Source organism: Puia sp. (assembly GCF_036500295.1).
Lineage (GTDB): Bacteria > Bacteroidota > Bacteroidia > Chitinophagales > Chitinophagaceae > Puia.
In genome coordinates this window covers 1-19,251 of the sequence record NZ_DASYCH010000049.1, presented here as the reverse complement: position 1 = coordinate 19,251, position 19,251 = coordinate 1, and the positions used below count along the sequence as shown (strand labels likewise).

The following is a 19,251-nucleotide window of genomic DNA, read 5'->3' as shown; positions in this document are numbered from 1 at the left end:
GGCTGAGTCACACATGAGAGCCTACTCCGCGTTCTCAAGCGTTTCTACTTGTGAGTAGTTCTCTGTGGACGGGCTGCTTTTTCCAATAATGCTTTTTTATAGTCTGTCGGGAAGACTTTTACGAAATGGCGGAGCTGGTTGTCGAAGTCGTCGAGGACGAACTTCGCGACGTTGCTGCCGGTGTAGGCATAGTGTCGTTGGATCATGTCCTTCAGTTCGGCGATGTCTTCCTGGCCGACGGGATCGAGGTCGACCATCTCGCGGTTGATGTTCTGGTTGAATACGCCCCGGACGTCATAGACATAGGCGATGCCGCCGCTCATCCCGGCTGCGAAGTTGCGGCCGGTGTTGCCGAGGATGACGATGCGGCCGCCGGTCATGTATTCACAACCGTGGTCGCCGACGCCTTCGACGACGGCTTTGACGCCGGAGTTGCGGACGGCGAACCGTTCGCCGGCCTTACCGCGGATGAAGGCTTCACCGGAGGTGGCGCCATAGAAGGCGACGTTGCCGATGATGCTGTTCTCTTCGGGGATGAAGCCGGCGTTCTGGCTGGGATAGACGACCAATCTTGCGCCGGAGAGTCCTTTGCCGAAATAATCGTTTGCATCGCCTTCCAGTTCGAGGGCTACGCCTTTTGTATTGAAGGCTCCAAAGCTCTGGCCGGCGGTGCCGGTGAATTTGAAGTGGATGGTCTCTTCGGGGAGGCCTTCACCTCTATAGCGTTTGGAGATCTCGTTGGAGAGGATGGTACCCGCGGTGCGATCGGTGTTTTTTATTGGGAATTCCGCGAAGACCTTTTGCCGGTGATCGAGTGCGGGTTTGGCTGCTTCGAGCAGTCGCCAGTCGAGGACATCCGCCAGACCATGATCCTGTTCTTCCTGTTTGTGCAGACCGGTGTAAAGACTTGCCGGTTCCTTGTACAGGATGGGGGAGAGGTCCAGCTTGCCATATTTCCAGTGGGTGACGTTGTCACGGATCTGGAGGCTATCGACCTGGCCGACCATTTCATCGATGGTGCGGAAGCCCAGTTCGGCCATGATCTCGCGCAGTTCCTGGGTGATGAACTTGAAGAAGTTGACCACGTGGTCGGCATCGCCGGTGAAGCGTTTGCGGAGTTCGGGATCCTGGGTAGCCACGCCTACCGGGCAGGTATTGAGATGGCATTTGCGCATCATGATACAGCCTTCGACGACGAGGGCGGTGGTTGCGAGGCCCCATTCTTCGGCGCCCAGGAGTGTTGCGATGGCGATGTCGCGGCCCGTCTTCATTTGTCCATCGGCCTGCAGGACGACGCGGCTGCGCAGTTTATTTTTCACCAGGGTCTGGTGGGATTCGGCGAGGCCGAGTTCCCAGGGCAGGCCGGCGTGGCGGATGGAGCTGAGGGGGGATGCGCCGGTGCCACCGTCATGGCCGGCAATCAGGATGACGTCCGACTTTGCTTTTGCGACGCCGGCGGCGATGGTGCCTACGCCGGCTTTTGACACCAGCTTTACGCTGATGCGGGCGGCGCGGTTGGCGTTCTTGAGATCGAAGATAAGCTGTGCCAGGTCTTCGATGCTATAGATATCATGGTGCGGGGGCGGCGAGATGAGGCCTACGCCGGGTGTGGAGTGACGTACTTTGCCGATCCACTCGTCCACTTTATGGCCGGGCAGCTGGCCGCCTTCGCCGGGTTTTGCGCCCTGCGCCATTTTTATCTGGAGTTCGTCAGCCATGGTGAGGTAGTAGCTGGTGACCCCGAAGCGGGCCGAGGCTACCTGTTTGATGGCGGAGCGCATCGAGTCGCCGTTTGGCAGCGGTTCGTAGCGAAGTTCGTCTTCGCCGCCTTCGCCCGTGTTGCTTTTTCCACCGAGCCGGTTCATTGCGATGGCGAGGGTGGAGTGGGCTTCGTGGGAGATGGAGCCGAAGGACATGGCGCCGGTGGCGAACCTCCGGTAAATATTTTCGGCGGGCTCGACCTCTTCCAGCGGGATAGAGGGCCGGTTGCGTTTGAAGGCGATCATCGAGCGGAGGGTTGCGGCCTTCTCGCTTTGGTCGTTGACGAGCCGGGAGTATTTTTTGAATGTCTGATAATCGTTCATCCGGGTGGAATGCTGCAGCAGGTGGATGGTATTCGGATTGAAGAGATGGAACTCGCCTTTCCGTTTCCACTGGTAGATGCCGCCTACGGGGAGTCTTTCCACGGGGATGTCTTTTCTGCTGAACGCGAAGAAGTGTTTGGCGAGTACTTCTTTGGCTATTTCATCGAGGCCCATCCCTTCGATGCGGGAGGTGGCGCCGGTGAAGTAACGGTCGACGACGGTGCGATTCAATCCCACGATCTCGAAGATCTGGGCGCCCTGGTAGGATTGGAGTGTCGAGATGCCCATCTTGGAGAAGACTTTGAGGAGTCCTTCGTTGACGGCTTTTGTATAATTCTTCTTCAGTTGTTCGGCGTCGAGTTCGGTCAGGATCCGGTTACTGAGTTTCATATCCCGGATGCTGGACAGGGCCAGGTAGGGATTGATGGCGGTGGCGCCGAAGCCGATGAGACAGGCGAAGTGGTGTACTTCCCAGACGTCGCCGGCTTCCACGATGATGCCTACCTGGCCGCGATATCCTTTGCGGATGAGGTGGTGGTGGACGGCGGAGCAGGCCAGGAGGGAGGGGATGGGTGCGTGGTCGGAGTCGATGGCTCGGTCGGTGAGGATGAGCACTTCGAAGCCGTCTTCCACGGCGTCTACGGCATAGCGGCAGAGGCGGTCGATCCCTTTTTGGAGGGAACCGGGTTTGCCGTCGGCGCGGAAATAGGTCTGCAGGGTCTTTGCCTGGAAGATGCCGGTGTCGATGGAGCGGATCTTCTCCAGTTCGTGATTGCTCAGGACCGGGTGTTTCAGCGCCACGCTATGACAGGCCAGGGGATCTTCTTCCAGCAGGTTGGCGTTGCCGCCGACGAAGCTGGCGAGGGACATGACCAATCTTTCCCGGATGGGATCGATGGGCGGGTTTGTCACCTGGGCAAAGAGCTGTTTAAAATAACTGCTCAGATGTTGGGGCTGGTCGCTGAGGATGGCCAGCGGTACATCGGTGCCCATGGAGCCGATGGGTTCTTTTCCGTCGAGGCACATGGGGGCGATGAGGGAATCCAGGTCTTCGGTGGAATAGCCGAAGGCTTTCTGGTATTTGAAGATCTGTTCGTGTTCGAGATGGGTGAAGAGGACCCGGGGTTCGGGCAGTTCTTCCATCCGGATCTTGTATTTGTTGAGCCACTCGGCATAGGGCTTCTGGGAGCAGATCTTTGTTTTGAGTGATTCATCGCTGATGATGCGTTCCTGTTCGAGGTCGACGATGAACATTTTGCCGGGCTGGAGGCGGCCTTTCTCGATGATTAGGCTGGGGTCGACGGGGAGGACGCCGGTCTCGGAGGCCATGATGACGCGGTTGTCCTTTGTCACGCAGTAGCGCGAGGGGCGGAGGCCGTTGCGGTCGAGGGTGGCGCCGATGATCTTACCGTCGGTGAAGGAGATGGAGGCGGGGCCGTCCCAGGGTTCCATGATGGAGGCGTGGAATTCGTAGAAGGCTTTTTTCACCGGATCCATCTGGTCGTTGCCGTCCCAGGCTTCGGGGATGAGCATCATCATGACGTGGGGCAGGCTCCGGCCGCAGAGACTCAGCAGTTCGATCACATTGTCGAGGCAGGCTGAGTCGGAGGCGCCTTCCGAGATGATGGGAAGGAGCATGTCCATCTCTTCTTTTGTGAAGTAGGGGGTTGTGAAGCCTTTTACGCTTGACTTGAGCCAGTTGAGGTTCCCCTGCAGGGTATTGATCTCGCCGTTGTGGGCGATGAAGCGGAAGGGCTGGGCCAGTTTCCAGGAGGGGAAGGTGTTGGTTGCAAAGCGGGAGTGGACGAGGCCGAAGGCCGAGACCACGCGTTTGTTGCTAAGATCGGGAAAGTAGTTGCGCACCTGGCCGCTGGTGAGCTGGCCTTTGTAGACGAGCGTTTTATACGAAAGGGAGGCCACGTAGAAGCCGATGGCGTCCTTTTTTATCGTGTTGTTGATCGTGTTGCTGGCGTAGTTGCGCAGCAGGAACAGCTTGCGTTCGAAGTCGTCGGGCTGTTTGAGATGGTCGGGGCAGGCGATGAACACCTGTTCCATTTCCGGTTCGACGGAGAGGGCAGTGGGGCCGATGCCGTCGGGGTTGACCGGGACTTTGCGGAAGCCGAGGATCTCGAGGCCGAGTTTTTCGGCGCTGCGTGCGAAGATGTCGCGGCATTCTTCTTTGAGGCGGATGTCGCGGGGGAAGAAGAGCATGCCGACGCCGTATTTACTGTAGGCGGGCAGGTGGATGCCCAGACGGATGCATTCGTCGAAGAAGAACTCATGAGGAGTCTGGATCATGATGCCGGCGCCGTCGCCGGTGTTGTTCTCACAACCGCAGGCTCCGCGGTGTTCCATGTTCTCGAGGATGGTCAGAGCGTCGGAGACGATCTGATGGGACTTGTTGCTTTTGATGTTGGCGACAAAGCCAATGCCACACGCATCGCGTTCAAATTCAGGAGAGTATAATCCTTCTTTGATCATTTTTGCTAGCAAGATTAGACGTTTTTCAAAAATTGTGGTAATTCCTTAGAATTTCTTATGGCATTAGCGTCGATCATCTGGCTAAAAATACGTAAAAAATCAAAAAACATGAATTTTTATTTGTCCACATAGCCGGTGGATTATTCACAGGACGGATCGTTGGCGGGTCGTTAGACAAGGTAGCTAAACAGGGTATTGTCTTTGTTGAGTTCGGTGTAATTGATATTGTATCTTCTCAAGTTTGTCATCAGGGTTTCGTAATCTTCTTTCGAAGAGAGTTCGATGCCGACCAGTGCGGGGCCGGTCTCTTTGTTGTGTTTCTGCATGTATTCGAAACGGGTGATGTCATCGTTTGGTCCGAGGACATGGTTTACGAATTCTTTGAGTGCGCCGGGGCGTTGAGCGAAGGTGACGAGGAAGTAGTGTTTCAGTCCTTCGTATTGCAGGGATCGTTCTTTTATCTCCTGCATGCGATCGATGTCGTTGTTGCTGCCGCTGACGACGCAGACGACGGTCTTCCCTTTTATGGCGTCGGCGAAGTCATCGAGGGCGGCGATGCTGAGGGCGCCTGCGGGTTCGACGACGATGGCGTTCTCGTTGTAGAGTTGCAGGATGGTGGAGCAGATGCGGCCTTCGGGTACGGTGGTCATTTCGTCGAGGACTTCGCGGCAGATGCGGTAGGTGAGTTCGCCGACGCGTTTTACGGCGGCGCCGTCCACGAAGCGATCGATGTTGTCGAGGGTAACGGGGTGACCGGCTTTAAATGCTTCGACCATGGAGGGGGCGCCTTCGGGTTCGAGGCCGATGACCTTTGTGTTGGGCGAATAGGTCTTAAAGTAGGCGCCGGTGCCGGAGGCGAGACCGCCGCCGCCGACGGGTACGAAGAGATAGTCGATGCCGGGGTTGCGGTCCGAGGTGAAGTCTTCGAGGATCTCCACGGCGACGGTGCTTTGGCCTTCGATGATGCGGAGGTCTTCGAAGGGGGGGATAAAGGTCATCGCTTTTTCTTCGGTGTATTTACGGGCTGCGACGGCGCAGTCGTCGAAGGTGTCGCCGGTGAGGACGATCTCGATATAGTCTTCGCCGAACATGCGGGTCTGGTTGACCTTTTGTCTCGGGGTGATGATGGGCATGAACACCACGCCTTTTACGCCGAGTTTTCTGCAGGAGTAGGCGAAGCCCTGGGCGTGGTTGCCGGCGCTGGCGCAGACGACGCCATTTTTGAGCTGTTCGGTGGGCAGGCTGACCATCATATTAAAGGCGCCGCGGAGTTTGTAGGACCGGACGATCTGGAGGTCTTCGCGTTTGAGGAAGACCTCGCACCCATATTTTTTGGAGAGGGTGTGGCTATAGGACAGGGGGGTACGGTGGACGACCTTGCTGAGCCGCTTTGCGGCGGCCTGGAAATCTAACTTCCAACCCCTGGCGGGGCTGGAAGTCTCTATGGAATTATGCGACTGCTTCACTTTTGCTTGATTTTGCGGGTTGATTTTCCGGACGGAGGCTGCGAACTGTTTTGCCGGCCTGCCAGAGTTCGCTTTCGCGGAGTTCTTTCAGTTCGGCGTCCAGTTTTTCGCGGTAGTCGGGTTGGCTGTTGGAGTCGATGCTGCGTTGGGATTCTTTGCCTGCGGCTACGCTTTCATACAGGTCGTTGAATACGGGCAGGGTAGCGTCGCGGAATTTTTTCCACCAGTCGAGGGCGCCGCGTTGTGCGGTGGTGGAGCAGTTGGCGTACATCCAGTCCATGCCGTTTTCTGCGACGAGGGGCATCAGGGACTGGGTGAGTTCTTCGACGGTTTCGTTGAAGGCTTCGGAGGGGGTGTGGCCCTTCTTGCGGAGCACTTCGTATTGGGCGGCGAAGATGCCCTGGATGGCGCCCATCAGGGTTCCTCTTTCGCCGGTGAGATCGCTGTATACTTCTTTTCTGAAGTCTGTTTCGAATAGATAGCCGCTGCCTACGGCGATTCCGAGGGCGGTGACGCGGTCTTTTGCGCGGCCGGTGGCATCCTGGAAGATGGCGTAGCTGCTGTTGAGTCCGCGGCCCTGGAGGAACATGCGGCGCAGGGAGGTGCCGGAGCCTTTGGGGGCGACGAGGAATACGTCAACGTCTTTGGGGGGATTGATGCCGGTCTGGTTGTTAAAGGTGATGCCGAAGCCATGGGAGAAATAGAGGGCTTTGCCGGGGGTGAGGTGTTTTTTCACCGTTGGCCACAGGGCGATCTGGGCGGCGTCGCTGAGCAGGTAGCAGATGATGGTGCCTTTTTCGAGTGCTTCTTCGATCTCGAAGAGGGTTTGGCCGGGGACGAATCCGTCGCGGACGGCTTTATCCCAGGTTTTTGAGTTCTTACGTTGACCGACTATGACATTGATGCCGTTATCCTTTTGATTCAGCGCCTGGCCCGGGCCCTGTACGCCGTAGCCGATGACGGCTACCACTTCATTTTTCAGTGTCTGCTGTGCTTTGGCGAGAGGGAATTCTTCGCGGGTGATCACGTTTTCTTCCACGCCGCCGAAATTTAGTTTTGCCATGGTGAGTGTTTATTTATTTTTTTTAGTGACTGTTTTTGGAGGCCTCCGGCCTGTTCTACATGCTAAATACTTTATCCTGGTCATTGAGATATTCGTTCTCGACGACCTCTTCGCCGGGTTCGGTGAGTTCGAATTCTTTGAGCTTCTCGTGGAAGCCTTTGCTGTTCTTGATGATGGCGACGCGGGCGCTGCGGACGAATTCGATGAGGCCGAGCGGGGCGAGGACCTCGACCAGTTTGTCGGTCTCTTCGCGCTGGCCGGTTGTTTCGAAGACGGTGTAGTCTTTGCGGATCACTACGGCGCGGGCGCCATATTCGCGGAGCAGGCGTTCGACCTTTACTTTTTCGGCGATCTCGTCGGTGGAGACTTTGTAGAGGGCCAGTTCCTGCCAGATGATCTCTTCGTTGGTATTATAATAAGCTTTCAGGATCTCCACCTGTTTTTCCAGCTGCCGGCAGAGTTTGCGGACAACCTCTTCGGTTTCGTTGATGACGATGGTGAAGCGATGGATGCCTTCCACTTCCGAGGGGGAGGTGTTGAGGCTTTCGATGTTGATCTTCCTGCGGGAGAAGAGGATGGCGATGCGGTTGATGAGGCCGATCTGGTTTTCCGTATAGACGGTGATGGTATATTCCTGTTTGTTCATGATCGTAGGTTTTCTATTTAAGTCTGATCTCGCTTACGCTGCAACCCTGGGGGACCATCGGGAAGACGTTGTTCTCTTTTCCGGTGAACACCTCGAGGAGATAGGAGCCTTTGTGGTCGAGCATGGTTTTCAGGGCGGCATTCAGGTCTTTTCGATTGCTGATGCTGTTGCCTTCGATGTGATAAGCCTTTGCCAGGGTGACGAAGTCCGGGCTGGTGATGTCGACGAAGGAATAGCGTTTATCGTTGAAGAGCTGTTGCCATTGGCGGACCATGCCGAGGAAGCGGTTGTTGAGGATGAGGATCTTCACTTCAGCGCCGAATTGCATGATGGTGCCAAGTTCCTGCAGGGTCATCTGGAAGCCGCCGTCGCCGATGATGGCGACGACCGTGCGGTCGGGGGCGCCGTATTTTGCGCCGATGGCTGCGGGCAGGCCGAAGCCCATGGTTCCGAGGCCGCCGGAGGTGACGTTGCTGCGGGATTGGCTGAAGTGGGCATAGCGGCTGGCTACCATCTGGTGCTGGCCGACGTCGGTGACGATGACCGCGTCGCCGCCGGTGAGTTCGTTGAGCCCTTTCAGCACTTCGCCCATGGTCATTTCATCCGTGGTGGGATTCAACTCGTCGTGGATGACGGCTTCCTGTTCCTGTTTGTAGTAGTCCTTAAAGCGCTGGTGCCATTCGGGGTGCGTTTTGCGGTGGACCAGCTCCGTGAGGAGGGGCAGGGTCTCTTTGCAATCGCCCCAGACGGGTACGGTGCTTTTGACGTTCTTATCGATCTCGGCCGGGTCGATGTCGAGGTGGACGATCCTGGCCTGTTTGGCATATTTGTCGAGGCGGCCTGTTACGCGGTCGTCAAACCGCATTCCGATGGCGATGAGGACGTCGCAGTCGTTGGTAAGCACGTTGGGGCCGTAGTTGCCATGCATGCCCAGCATTCCTACGTTGAGAGGATGGTCGGTGGGCAGGGCGCTCAGGCCGAGGAGGGTCCAGGCGGCTGGGATACCGCTTTTTTCGATGAAGGCTTTGAATTCTTCTTCCGCGTTGCCGAGGATGACGCCCTGGCCGAAGACGATGAAGGGTTTTTTTGCCTCGTTGATGAGTTCCGCGGCCTTTGCGATATATTCTTTTCTGACGATGGGCTTGGGGCGATAGCTGCGAACGTGTTCGCATTTGGTGTAGCCTTCGTAGTTGAATTTTTGTACCTGGGCGTTTTTGGTGATGTCGATGAGTACGGGTCCGGGGCGGCCGCTGGCGGCGATGTAGAAGGCTTTTGCGAGTGCCGCGGGGATCTCGGTGGCATCGGTGACCTGGTAGTTCCATTTGGTGACGGGGGTGGTGATGTTGATCACGTCCGTTTCCTGGAAGGCGTCGGTCCCGAGCAGGTGGGCGAATACCTGGCCGGTGATGCATACGACAGGCGTGCTGTCGATCATCGCGTCGGCCAGACCGGTGACGAGGTTGGTAGCGCCGGGACCGCTGGTGGCGAAGACGACGCCGGTACGGCCGGAGGTGCGGGCATAACCCTGGGCGGCGTGGATGGCGCCCTGTTCGTGGCGAACGAGGATATGTTCCAACTTGTCGCGGTAGTCATAGAGTGCGTCATAGATCGGCATGATCGCGCCACCGGGGTAACCGAAGATGATGTCGACATCTTCTTCCAGGAATGCTTCGAGGACGGCGGCGGAGCCGGTCAACTCCCGCACCACCGAGGCCGGCTTTTTTGCGGCTTTTGACTTGGGAGGGGTGGCTGTTTTGGGAGTTGCGGTTGTGTTGCTCATACTATTCTTTTTAAATTTAAGCGGACCACGGGTCCGCTGGCCGAAGGCCAATTATTAGCGGTTTTGAGCCGGGGGGTATTTTTGCGGTACCTCCCGGCGAAAAATCATTGTTCGTCAGTAACGCAGCCTTCTGCCGCGTTTTTTACTTGTTTTGCGTATTTATATAAGAGACCCTTTGTCGCCTTCAGCGGCGGTTGTTTCCAGGCTGCCTTTCTTTTGGCGAGTTCTTCGGGACTTATCTTTAGCGTGATGGTATTCTTTTTTGCGTCGAGCTCGATGAGATCGTCGTCTTTTACGAGGGCGATGGCGCCGCCTTTATGGGCTTCGGGGGTGATGTGACCGACTACGAAGCCGTGGGTTCCGCCGCTGAAGCGGCCGTCGGTGATGAGGGCGACGCTTTTGCCGAGGCCTGCACCGATCAGCGCTCCGGTGGGTTTCAGCATTTCGGGCATGCCGGGTGCGCCGACCGGGCCGACATAGCGGATGACGACGACGTCGCCGGCTTTTATCTTGCCGGTGTTGATGCCATTGATGAGATCGTGTTCGCCGTCGAAGACGCGGGCGGTGCCTTCAAAGCGTTCGCCTTCCTTCCCGCTGATCTTTGCCACGCTGCCGCCTTCGGCCAGGTTGCCGTAGAGGATCTGGAGGTGACCGGTGGCTTTGATGGGCGTTTCCAAGGGCTTGATGATATCCTGTTTTTTGAAGTCGAGGGAAGGGAGATGCGCGAGGTTCTCCGTGAGGGTTTTGCCGGTGACGGTGAGGCAATCGCCATGGAGAAGTCCTTTTTCGAGGAGGTATTTCATCACTGCGGGGATGCCGCCGTGTTCGTGCAGGTCTTGCATGAGGTATTTGCCGCTGGGTTTGAAGTCGGCCAGTACCGGGATGCGGTTGCTGATGGCCTGGAAGTCGTCCTGGGTGAGGGGGACGTCGACGCTTTTAGCCATGGCGATGAGATGGAGGACGGCGTTTGTGCTGCCGCCGAGGACCATGATGGTCGTGATGGCGTTGTCGAACGCTTTACGGGTCATGATGTCCTTTGGCTTTATATCTCTTTCCAGCAGGAGGCGGATGGCGGCTCCGGCGGCGAGGCATTCGTCTTTTTTCTCCTGGCTAAGGGCGGGGTTGGAGGAGGAGTAGGGCAGGCTCATGCCGAGGGCTTCGATGGCGGCGGCCATGGTGTTGGCGGTATACATGCCGCCACAGGCGCCGGCGCCGGGGCAGGAATTGCGGACAATGCCTTTGAAGTCGGCATCGCTGAGGGTGCCGGCGATGTTTTGACCGAGCGCTTCGAAGGCGGAGACGATGTTGAGGTCCTGACCTTTGTAGTGACCGGGGGCGATGGTGCCGCCGTAGACCATGATGGATGGGCGGTTTAGCCGGCCCATGGCGATGATACAGCCGGGCATGTTCTTGTCGCAGCCGGGGAGGGCGATGATGCCGTCATAATATTGTGCGCCGCAGATGGCTTCGATGGAGTCGGCGATGACGTCGCGGCTGACGAGGGAATAGCGCATACCGTCGGTGCCGTTGGCCATGCCGTCGCTGACGCCGATGGTATTGAATATAAAGCCGACGAGATCTTTTTCCCAGGTTCCTTTCTTTACGAGTTGGGCAAGATCGTTGAGGTGCATGTTGCAGGTGTTGCCGTCATAGCCCATGGAGGCGATGCCGACCTGGGCTTTTGCGAGATCGTTGTCTGTCAGTCCGAGGCCGTACAGCATTGCCTGTGCGCCGGGTTGCGTAATGTCCTGAGTGAGTGTCTTGCTGTATTTATTTAGTATCGTTGCCATATCTTCCGTTAGATCGTTTCGAGTGCGGGTTATGAGGAACCGCTGGAAGCGGTTCGACCGAAGGTCAGACGTTAGTGCTATGCCGGGAATGCGCTATTTTTCCGTGAAGCGCATTTCCGGCATCTTCGATGACCTTGTCTTTATATGTCTGTTGGATCTTTCTGCTATTGGTCTCCCTCCAGGGTTGGGGGAAGGTATAGTCGTCGATCGAGTTCCAGCCGATGACCTCGGCGGCGGTGCCGCAGAAGAAGGCGGCGTCGGCCTTTTTGAGATCGGCGAGGGTGTACTGGCCCTGTTCGACGGGGATGTTTAGTTCTGCGCAAAGTTCGAGGACGGTGGCGCGGGTGATGCCGGGCAGGATGTTGCCGGTGGCGGGGGTATAGAGTTTACCGTTCTTTTCGAAGAACATATTGGCGCCGGGTCCTTCGGCGATGTGATCGTTCATGTCGGTGAGGAGGGCTTCGTCGAAGCCTTTGCCTTTTGCTTCATGGCTGGCCATGATGGAGTTGACGTAGTGGCCGGCGGCTTTTGCTTCTATTTTGAATCCTTTCGGGTTTGGACGCTGGAAGGAGGACGTCATTACCCTGAGCAATTTCTCGCCGAGGAAGGGCGCCATTTCCCAGGTTTCGATGACGGTGAAGGATTCGGTGTTGGGGTTGAAGGACATGTTTGCCGGTCCGTATACGACGGGGCGGATATAGGCGTCCTGGAGGTTGTTGCGTTCGAGGATGTTGTAGGAGGCCGCGATCAATTCCGCCGTGGTATAGCGGTAGGGCATGTTGAGGGCGGCGGCGGATCGTTGAAGGCGGTCGAAGTGTTCGACGGCTTTGAAGATCTTTGTTTTTCCCGCGGCGGTGCGATAGGAGCGGATGCCTTCGAATACGGAGTAGCCGTAATGCAGGGACTGGCCGTAGAGGTCGGTCTTTGTTTCGGCGGCTTTCTGGATGGAGCCGTCGAGCCAGAGGACTGTGTTTTCGTTATAATAGTTTGCCATATGCTTGTTTTTCGGGCCTGTATCAATAAAAAAAAGCGGCCCGCCTTTGGGAGGCGGGCCGCTGGTATTTTGATCAATCGTAGTTACAATTACCACCCTCCTCCCTGTGTCGCAGGAATAATAATCACCACCACGATAATTATTAAGGAGAGCATTTTCATGCTACGAATGTACGTCCGCCTTTTGAAAAAACAAAGAACTTTTTGTGGTCTGCTATATAATCGTCGATTTTCTCAACTCGATATTATCCCGATGGATGTCTCCGGGAGTCTTGCCGCTGACGTAGTCGCTGATGAGTTCGCCAATGGTGGACGTGAAATAGAAATTGATAGGATCGATATCTTTTGTAACGAAGCCATTCTGCAGGGTCCAGTTAGTGGCTTCCCGCACTCTGTTTGCTTCGATTTGCAGGCCGAAGTGATCCAGCATCATCGCTGCGGAGAGGATGCTGCCCAGGGGGTTGGCGATGTCTTTGCCGGCTGCCTGGGGGTAGCTGCCATGGATGGGTTCGAAGAGGGCCGAGCCTTTGCCGACGGAGGCGGAGGGCAGGAGGCCCAGGCTGCCGCTGATGACGCTGGCTTCGTCGCTGATGATATCGCCGAACATATTTTCGGTGAGAACGACGTCGAATTGTTTTGGGTTGAGGATGATCTGCATGGCCGCGTTGTCGACGAAGAGGAAATCCACTTTTACATCGGGATAGCTGCCGGCGATCTCCTGGACGACCTTGCGCCAGAGCCGGGAGGTTTCGAGGACATTGGCTTTGTCGACGAGGGTCAGTTTCTTGCGGCGTTGTTGAGCCTGCTTAAAGGCGAGGTGGGCGATGCGTTCGATCTCGTCGCGGGTATAGACGCAGTCATCGCTTGCCCTGGTGGCTTCGGCGTTGATTTCTTTTTTTCCGAAGTAGATGCCGCCCGTGAGTTCGCGGAAGATGACGAAATCGACGTTCTCTAGGATCTTTGCTTTTAAGGGCGAAAGATGCTGGAGGGAGGGGTAGGTGGTCACCGGGCGGATATTGGCGAACAGCTGCAAGGATTTCCGCAGTTTGAGCAGGCCCTGTTCGGGGCGGACTTTTGCGGTGGGGTCGTTATCATATTTGGGATGGCCGATTGCGCCGAAGAGGATCGCGTCGCTGTTGAGTGCGGCTTCGATGGTCTCGTCGGGCAGCGGGTTGCCGGTCTTATCGATCGCGCATGCGCCCATCAGGTGGTAGGTGTAGTTGAATTCATGACCACCCTGCTCGGCTACGGCGTTGAGGACCTTTATTGCCTGGCGGGTTACTTCGGGTCCGATGCCGTCACCTTCGATGACTACGATGTTCTTTTGCATAGATTTTATTGTTGGGTAAGGGTATAATTCTATTTATATGGCTTCCTGTTTTCGTTCGAATTCTTCTATTTCCGGTTTGATGCTCAACAGGAAATCGATGTCGTCATAGCCGTTGAGCAGGCATGTCTTCTTATAATTGTTGATCTCGAAATGTTCCGCTTTGCCGCCGAGGGTGATCGTTTGTTCCCCGAGGTCGATGGACAGTGTTGTCTTTGGATCTTTTTCGATGGCTGTGAAGATATCCTGCAGGAATTCGTCGCTGACGATAACGGGCAGGAGGAAATTGTTCAGCGCGTTGTTTTGGAAGATGTCCGCGAAGAAGCTGCTGACGACGACATCGAACCCGGCGTCTTTGATGGCCCAGGCGGCGTGTTCGCGGCTGGAGCCGCAGCCGAAGTTCTTGCCGGCGACGAGGATCTTTCCGCTATAGGTAGGGTTGTTGAGGATGAAGTCTTTTTTTGGGGTGTTGTCGCTGTTATAGCGCCAGTCGCGGAAGAGGTTGTCGCCGAAGCCATCGCGGGTGGTTGCTTTGAGGAAGCGGGCCGGGATGATCTGGTCGGTGTCGATGTTCTCGAGGTGGATCGGAACGGTGGTGCTGGATATTTTATTTATTGACTTTGACATGATGGCTACTTGTTTTATTTTGGGACCGAAGGTCCCTTTCGCTAATTATTGGCCTTCGGCCAGTGGATCTCCGATCCACTCGCGGATATCGGCGACTTCGCCGGTGATGGCGGCTACGGCGGCCGTCAGCGGGCTGGCGAGGAGGGTCCGGGCGTTGGGGCCCTGGCGGCCTTCGAAGTTGCGATTGGAGGTAGAGATGCAATATTTTCCTGCGGGGATCTTGTCTTCGTTCATCCCGAGGCAGGCGGAGCAGCCGGGTTGGCGGAGCAGGAAGCCGGCTTCGGCGAAGACTTTGTCGATGCCTTCTTTGATGGCCTGCTGTTCGACCTGTTTGCTTCCGGGTACGACCCATACCTCTACGTTGGCGGCTTTTTTTCTGCCTTTTACGAAGGAGGCGACGAGGCGGAGGTCTTCGATGCGGGAGTTGGTGCAACTGCCGATGAAGACATAGTCCACTTTCCTGCCTTTTATCGCTGTTCCGGCCTGAAGGCCCATATAGGCGAGGGATTTGGGGTCGGCGCCGGCGGGGATCTTACCGTTGACGGAGACGCCCATTCCCGGGTTTGTGCCGTAGGTGATCATGGGTTCGATACCGGCGGCGTCGATGGTGATCTCTTTATCGAATTTCGCGCCTTCATCGGAGTACAGTTGTTTCCATGCGGCGAGCTTCCTGTCCCAGTCGGCGCCTTTGGGGGCGAATTCGCGGCCTTGTAAGTAGTCGAAGGTGGTTTGGTCGGGGGCGATCATGCCGCCGCGGGCGCCCATTTCGATGCTCATGTTGCAGATGGTCATGCGGCCTTCCATCGAGAGGCTGCGGATGGCGGAGCCGGCGTATTCGACGAAGTAGCCGGTGGCGCCGCTGGCGGAGATCTGCGCGATGATGTAGAGGATGATGTCTTTGGAGATGACGCCTTTGTTAAGCGTTCCTTCGACGTTTATCCGCATCAATTTCGGTTTGCTTTGGAGCAGGCATTGGGTGGCCATGACCATTTCCACTTCGCTGGTGCCGATGCCGAACGCGATGGCGCCGAAGGCGCCGTGTGTGGAGGTGTGGCTGTCACCGCAGACGATGGTCATGCCGGGCTGGGTGACGCCGAGTTCGGGTCCGATGACGTGGACGATGCCCTGATAGGGGTGTCCGAGGCCATATAATTCGATATGATGTTTTTTTGTGTTCTCCACGAGCGCCTGTACCTGGATGCGGGACAGTTCTTCTTTTATGGGGAGGTGTTGGTCGAGGGTGGGGACGTTGTGATCGGCGGTGGCGACGATCTGTTTGGGGCGGAAGACTTCGACGCCGCGTTTTTCGAGGCCTTTGAACGCCTGGGGGCTGGTGACCTCGTGGATGAAGTGTTTGTCGACATAAATCACGGAAGGGCCGCCGGCGATGGTTTTAACGACGTGACGGTCCCAGATCTTTTCGAATAATGTTTTTGGCATTTGCGGGTTTTTATGCGAGTACGGCCTGATAGGATTTTGCTAATTGATGAAGATCTTCTTCCACTACTTCTTTGCGGTTGTCGGCGATCTGGAGGAAGCGATCGTAGAGGGTGTCGATGTCGTTGCGGGTGAAGGAGTAGCCGATCTTGTGGAGGCGGAAGGCGAGGGCGCTTCTGCCGCTGCGGGCGGTGAGGACGATGCGGGAACCTTCGGCGCCGACCTCTTCGGGGTTGATGATCTCGTAGGTGGAGGCGTCTTTCAGGAACCCGTCCTGGTGGATACCGGAGGAGTGGGAGAAGGCGTTGGCGCCTACGATGGCTTTATTTGGCTGGACCGGCATGCGCATCGTGTCGGAGACGAGCTGGCTCATGGGGTTCAGTGCTTTTGAGTTGATACCGGTATAGAAACCGAGGTGTTTGTGTTGTTGGATGACCATGACCACTTCTTCGAGGGAGGTGTTGCCGGCGCGTTCGCCGAGGCCGTTGATGGTGCATTCGATCTGGCGGGCGCCTGCGCGGACGCCGGCGATGGAGTTGGCGGTGGCGAGGCCGAGGTCATTATGGCAGTGGCAGGAGATGACTGCTTTGTCGATATTGGGCACGTGGTTGACGAGCCAGGCGATCTTTTCGCCGTATTGATCAGGGAGGCAGTAACCGGTGGTATCGGGGATATTGACCACCGTCGCTCCGGCGGCAATAACAGCCTCTATTACGCGAGCGAGGTAGTCGTTATCTGTACGACCGGCATCTTCGGCGTAGAATTCGACGTCGTCGACGAAATTCTTTGCCCATTTTACCGCCTGGACGGCGCGTTGGAGGATGTCTTCGCGGTTTGAGTTGAATTTGCCTTTTATATGGGAATCGGATGTTCCGATGCCGGTGTGGATGCGGGGCCGGCGGGCGTGCTTAAGCGCCGCGGCGGCCGTTTCGATATCTTTTTGCACGGCGCGGCTAAGACCGCAGACGGTGGCTGTCTTTATGATCTTTGAGATCTCTTCCACGGAGCTGAAGTCTCCGGGGCTGGAGATCGGGAAGCCGGCTTCGATGATATCGACGCCAAGAGTCTCGAGTTGGAGGGCCAGTTCGATCTTTTCCTTTGTGTTGAGCTTGCAACCGGGTACCTGTTCGCCGTCGCGCAGGGTAGTGTCGAAGATGAAGATTTTTTGGTCGGACATTAGAGAGTAATTTTGGAATGTATAAATTTAGCTTTGTTTAATTTTGCTCTAAAATCATAATCAGTAGTGTTTTACGCACCTTAATGGGGCATAAATCGCCTGAAACCCGCTCCTATAGCGAATCTTACAATTTTAAAATACGATGCCCAACCGATCTTCCGACGCCTTGTTCCAACTCATAAAATCTCTGGAAAAGTCCGAGAAGCGGAATTTTAAGCTTTATATCAAGCGGAATTCCGGCAGTGAGGACCTGAAAAGCATCCAATTGTTTGATGCTATGGATAAAATGGATGAATATGACGAGGCTCAATTGTTAAATAAAAACAAAAATCTGCGCAAGCAGCAGCTATCCAACGCCAAGGCATATCTATACCGGGAGATCCTATCCAGCCTGCGGCTTATCAGGCAGGAGGAAAACATTGATATTCAGCTACATGAGCAGCTTGATTTCGCGCGTATCCTATATAACAAGGGGCTTTACCTGCAGAGTCTGCGCACGCTGGACAAGATAAAGGAGAATGCGCGTGCGCATAACCAGGAGACGTTCCTGTTACAGGTTCTTTTCTTTGAGAAGACGATCGAGGGGTTGCATATCACGCGAAGCATGCAGGACCGGGCCGACCAGCTGGCTACGGAGGTGAATGTCGTGAACGATCATTTGTTGCTGATCAGCCGGCTTTCCAATCTTTCGCTGGAGCTGTATAGCTGGTATATCCGCAATGGGGTGGCGAGGAATGAGAAGGATGAGGCTGCGGTGCAGGAATTCTTTGAGCGGAACCTGCCGGCCGACCTGAGTCAGTGTCAGGGATTTTATGCGCAGCTCTACCTGTTTCAGAGCTTTTGCTGGTATACATTTATCCGGCAGGATTTCCTGTTGTATTACCGGTATACGCAGAAATGGGTGGATCTTTTCGAGAAGGAGCCTTTTATGCTGCCGATCGAGACCTCGCATTATATAAAAGGCATGCATAATCTGCTGGGGGCGCATTTTGATCTGCTGAATGATCAGAAATTCGAAGAGACGCTAAAGCAGTTCGAGGCATTTTCCGAGTCGGATATCGTGAGGAATAACGTGAACAACCGCATCCAGACCTTTGTTTATTTATATATCTCGAAGCTTAACCAGCATTTTATTTACGGGACGTTTACGGAGGGTTTGTCGCTTGTGCCTTATATAGAGGAGAAGCTGAAGGAGTATTGGATCTATCTGGACCGGCACCGGATCCTGGTGTTCTACTATAAGATCGCCTGTCTTTATTTTGGGAGCGGGGATTATGGGAAGACCATCGACTATTTGAATAAGATCATCAACTGGCGGGTGGACTTGCGGACCGATCTGCAGTGTTATTCGAGGTTGTTGCATTTGATCGCGCATTATGAGCTGGCGAATTTCGGGTTGCTGGAGTATCTGACCAAGTCGGTGTACCGGTTCATGGCGAAGATGGAGAACCTTAGTCTTGTGGAGGAGGAAATCTTCCGTTTTTTGCGTAAGTCATTCAATCTCAAGCCGGGACAATTGAAGCCGGAGTTTGCTAAGTTGTTGGAGAAGCTGAAAACATATGAGAAGAACCGGTTTGAGACCCGGGCGTTTGTGTATCTGGATATTATTTCCTGGTTGGAGAGCAAGATGGAGGATGTTCCGGTTCAGGATGTGATCCGGCAGAAGTATCTGGGGGGCAAGAGGCGGGGGTAGTCGGTTAGAAGCGGTGTGCGAGGATGTAGCGTTCCACGAATTCTGCGGCCGACAATACTTCGATCTTTGAGAAGTGAAAATCATTTTTGTCTTCGGTGACGATGCAGGTGCAGCCGGCTTTGAGGGCGGCGAAGTATTCCAGGCCGTCCTCCAGATCCAGAACGGCGGGATCGGCAAAGGCGGAATGAACCGTTTCTTCGGTCGTCGCGGCGATGTCTACATGCAAGGACAGTGTATGCAGTCTTTTTTTGGCCGATGCCGTCCCGTATCTTTTTTCAGCGAAATAAAAGGCTATGGCCAGACATACGGGTGTGGTGTAGATCTGGAAACCTTTTTGATCTGCCAGGCCGAGGATGCGGGCTGTGTAATGATAGAGCGGGTACTCCCCGTTTATCGTGGCGACCAGGATATTTGCGTCTACGAAGAATTTCATTTTTTGGAGGAGAAGAATTCGTCTTTGATGTCCTTTCGGCTTCTGGGACGGGTGCGATAATCGATCGTCCCCTGGGATATTTCCCGCACCCAACTGGCAATGGGAATATCTTCCAGCGAACTATACTGTTCCACTGTTGTCCTTCTAAGAAGGATCTCTACCAGCCGGGAAAGACTGATATTCTGTTTGGCGGCATACTCCTTAGCATGGCTAATGACCGCTTTATCGAAACTGAGGGTTACTTTGGCGTCCAT

Annotated in this window: 14 protein-coding genes; 1 reads left to right on the top strand and 13 read right to left on the bottom strand. The window is 55.5% G+C overall.

Features of this window, described 5'->3' with window-relative positions; translation table 11 throughout:
* Positions 1 to 44 precede the first annotated feature (44 nt).
* The 11 genes from gltB to VGM48_RS10245 form a co-directional block, all read right to left on the bottom strand.
* Complete coding sequence (gene gltB / locus VGM48_RS10295) at positions 45 to 4,565, bottom strand: glutamate synthase large subunit (protein WP_349257096.1); 4,521 nt, start codon at positions 4,563 to 4,565, stop codon at positions 45 to 47.
* Positions 4,566 to 4,735: 170 nt separating this feature from the next.
* Positions 4,736 to 6,031, bottom strand: coding sequence for a threonine ammonia-lyase (gene ilvA / locus VGM48_RS10290; protein WP_331578707.1), 1,296 nt, complete (start codon positions 6,029 to 6,031; stop codon positions 4,736 to 4,738).
* Positions 6,015 to 7,094, bottom strand: a complete 1,080-nt coding sequence (gene ilvC / locus VGM48_RS10285) for a ketol-acid reductoisomerase (RefSeq protein ID WP_331578705.1) — start codon at positions 7,092 to 7,094, stop codon at positions 6,015 to 6,017. The genes ilvA and ilvC overlap by 17 nt, the downstream gene beginning before the upstream one ends.
* Before the next feature lie 55 nt (positions 7,095 to 7,149).
* Positions 7,150 to 7,740 (bottom strand): acetolactate synthase small subunit, encoded by a 591-nt coding sequence (gene ilvN / locus VGM48_RS10280; RefSeq protein ID WP_331578703.1) that lies wholly within the window; start codon positions 7,738 to 7,740, stop codon positions 7,150 to 7,152.
* A 13-nt stretch (positions 7,741 to 7,753) separates the two neighbouring features.
* Positions 7,754 to 9,520 carry a biosynthetic-type acetolactate synthase large subunit gene (gene ilvB / locus VGM48_RS10275; RefSeq protein ID WP_331578701.1) on the bottom strand — a complete coding sequence of 589 codons (1,767 nt, stop codon included), beginning with the start codon at positions 9,518 to 9,520 and terminating at the stop codon, positions 7,754 to 7,756.
* 104 nt (positions 9,521 to 9,624) lie between these two features.
* Positions 9,625 to 11,310, bottom strand: a complete 1,686-nt coding sequence (gene ilvD, locus VGM48_RS10270; protein ID WP_331578699.1) for a dihydroxy-acid dehydratase — start codon at positions 11,308 to 11,310, stop codon at positions 9,625 to 9,627.
* Positions 11,311 to 11,374: 64 nt separating this feature from the next.
* Positions 11,375 to 12,304, bottom strand: coding sequence for an aminotransferase class IV (locus VGM48_RS10265; RefSeq protein ID WP_331578697.1), 930 nt, complete (start codon positions 12,302 to 12,304; stop codon positions 11,375 to 11,377).
* A gap of 213 nt (positions 12,305 to 12,517) precedes the next feature.
* Positions 12,518 to 13,633: a 3-isopropylmalate dehydrogenase gene (gene leuB, locus VGM48_RS10260; RefSeq protein ID WP_331578695.1), complete on the bottom strand. Its 1,116-nt coding sequence runs from the start codon at positions 13,631 to 13,633 to the stop codon at positions 12,518 to 12,520.
* A gap of 33 nt (positions 13,634 to 13,666) precedes the next feature.
* Positions 13,667 to 14,257: a 3-isopropylmalate dehydratase small subunit gene (gene leuD / locus VGM48_RS10255; RefSeq protein ID WP_331578693.1), complete on the bottom strand. Its 591-nt coding sequence runs from the start codon at positions 14,255 to 14,257 to the stop codon at positions 13,667 to 13,669.
* 45 nt (positions 14,258 to 14,302) lie between these two features.
* A complete protein-coding gene (gene leuC, locus VGM48_RS10250; RefSeq protein ID WP_331578691.1) occupies positions 14,303 to 15,697 on the bottom strand; it encodes a 3-isopropylmalate dehydratase large subunit in 1,395 nt (464 codons plus the stop codon).
* A 10-nt stretch (positions 15,698 to 15,707) separates the two neighbouring features.
* Positions 15,708 to 16,871: a 2-isopropylmalate synthase gene (locus VGM48_RS10245; protein WP_331578689.1), complete on the bottom strand. Its 1,164-nt coding sequence runs from the start codon at positions 16,869 to 16,871 to the stop codon at positions 15,708 to 15,710.
* Positions 16,872 to 17,013: 142 nt separating this feature from the next.
* Between VGM48_RS10245 and VGM48_RS10240 the strand changes: the two genes are divergently transcribed.
* Positions 17,014 to 18,564 carry a hypothetical protein gene (locus tag VGM48_RS10240; protein WP_331578687.1) on the top strand — a complete coding sequence of 517 codons (1,551 nt, stop codon included), beginning with the start codon at positions 17,014 to 17,016 and terminating at the stop codon, positions 18,562 to 18,564.
* A gap of 4 nt (positions 18,565 to 18,568) precedes the next feature.
* Here VGM48_RS10240 and VGM48_RS10235 read toward each other — a convergent pair whose 3' ends face one another.
* Entirely contained in the window at positions 18,569 to 18,997 is a 429-nt protein-coding gene (locus VGM48_RS10235) for a PIN domain-containing protein (protein ID WP_331578685.1), read from the bottom strand.
* Positions 18,994 to 19,251: DUF6364 family protein (locus VGM48_RS10230; protein WP_331578683.1), on the bottom strand; the 258-nt coding region annotated here is incomplete at its 5' end. The genes VGM48_RS10230 and VGM48_RS10235, both read right to left, overlap by 4 nt.

What these genes read in the sequence shown, in the direction of transcription:
- ilvB (WP_331578701.1), bottom strand. Translation starts at nt 9,520, where the DNA reads ATGAGCAACACAACCGCAACTCCCAAAACAGCCACCCCTCCCAAGTCA.
- leuD (WP_331578693.1), bottom strand. Translation starts at nt 14,257, where the DNA reads ATGTCAAAGTCAATAAATAAAATATCCAGCACCACCGTTCCGATCCAC.
- ilvD (WP_331578699.1), bottom strand. Translation starts at nt 11,310, where the DNA reads ATGGCAACGATACTAAATAAATACAGCAAGACACTCACTCAGGACATT.
- ilvN (WP_331578703.1), bottom strand. Translation starts at nt 7,740, where the DNA reads ATGAACAAACAGGAATATACCATCACCGTCTATACGGAAAACCAGATC.
- leuB (WP_331578695.1), bottom strand. Translation starts at nt 13,633, where the DNA reads ATGCAAAAGAACATCGTAGTCATCGAAGGTGACGGCATCGGACCCGAA.
- gltB (WP_349257096.1), bottom strand. Translation starts at nt 4,565, where the DNA reads ATGATCAAAGAAGGATTATACTCTCCTGAATTTGAACGCGATGCGTGT.
- ilvC (WP_331578705.1), bottom strand. Translation starts at nt 7,094, where the DNA reads ATGGCAAAACTAAATTTCGGCGGCGTGGAAGAAAACGTGATCACCCGC.
- VGM48_RS10245 (WP_331578689.1), bottom strand. Translation starts at nt 16,871, where the DNA reads ATGTCCGACCAAAAAATCTTCATCTTCGACACTACCCTGCGCGACGGC.
- VGM48_RS10240 (WP_331578687.1), top strand. Translation starts at nt 17,014, where the DNA reads ATGCCCAACCGATCTTCCGACGCCTTGTTCCAACTCATAAAATCTCTG.
- VGM48_RS10265 (WP_331578697.1), bottom strand. Translation starts at nt 12,304, where the DNA reads ATGGCAAACTATTATAACGAAAACACAGTCCTCTGGCTCGACGGCTCC.
- VGM48_RS10235 (WP_331578685.1), bottom strand. Translation starts at nt 18,997, where the DNA reads ATGAAATTCTTCGTAGACGCAAATATCCTGGTCGCCACGATAAACGGG.
- leuC (WP_331578691.1), bottom strand. Translation starts at nt 15,697, where the DNA reads ATGCCAAAAACATTATTCGAAAAGATCTGGGACCGTCACGTCGTTAAA.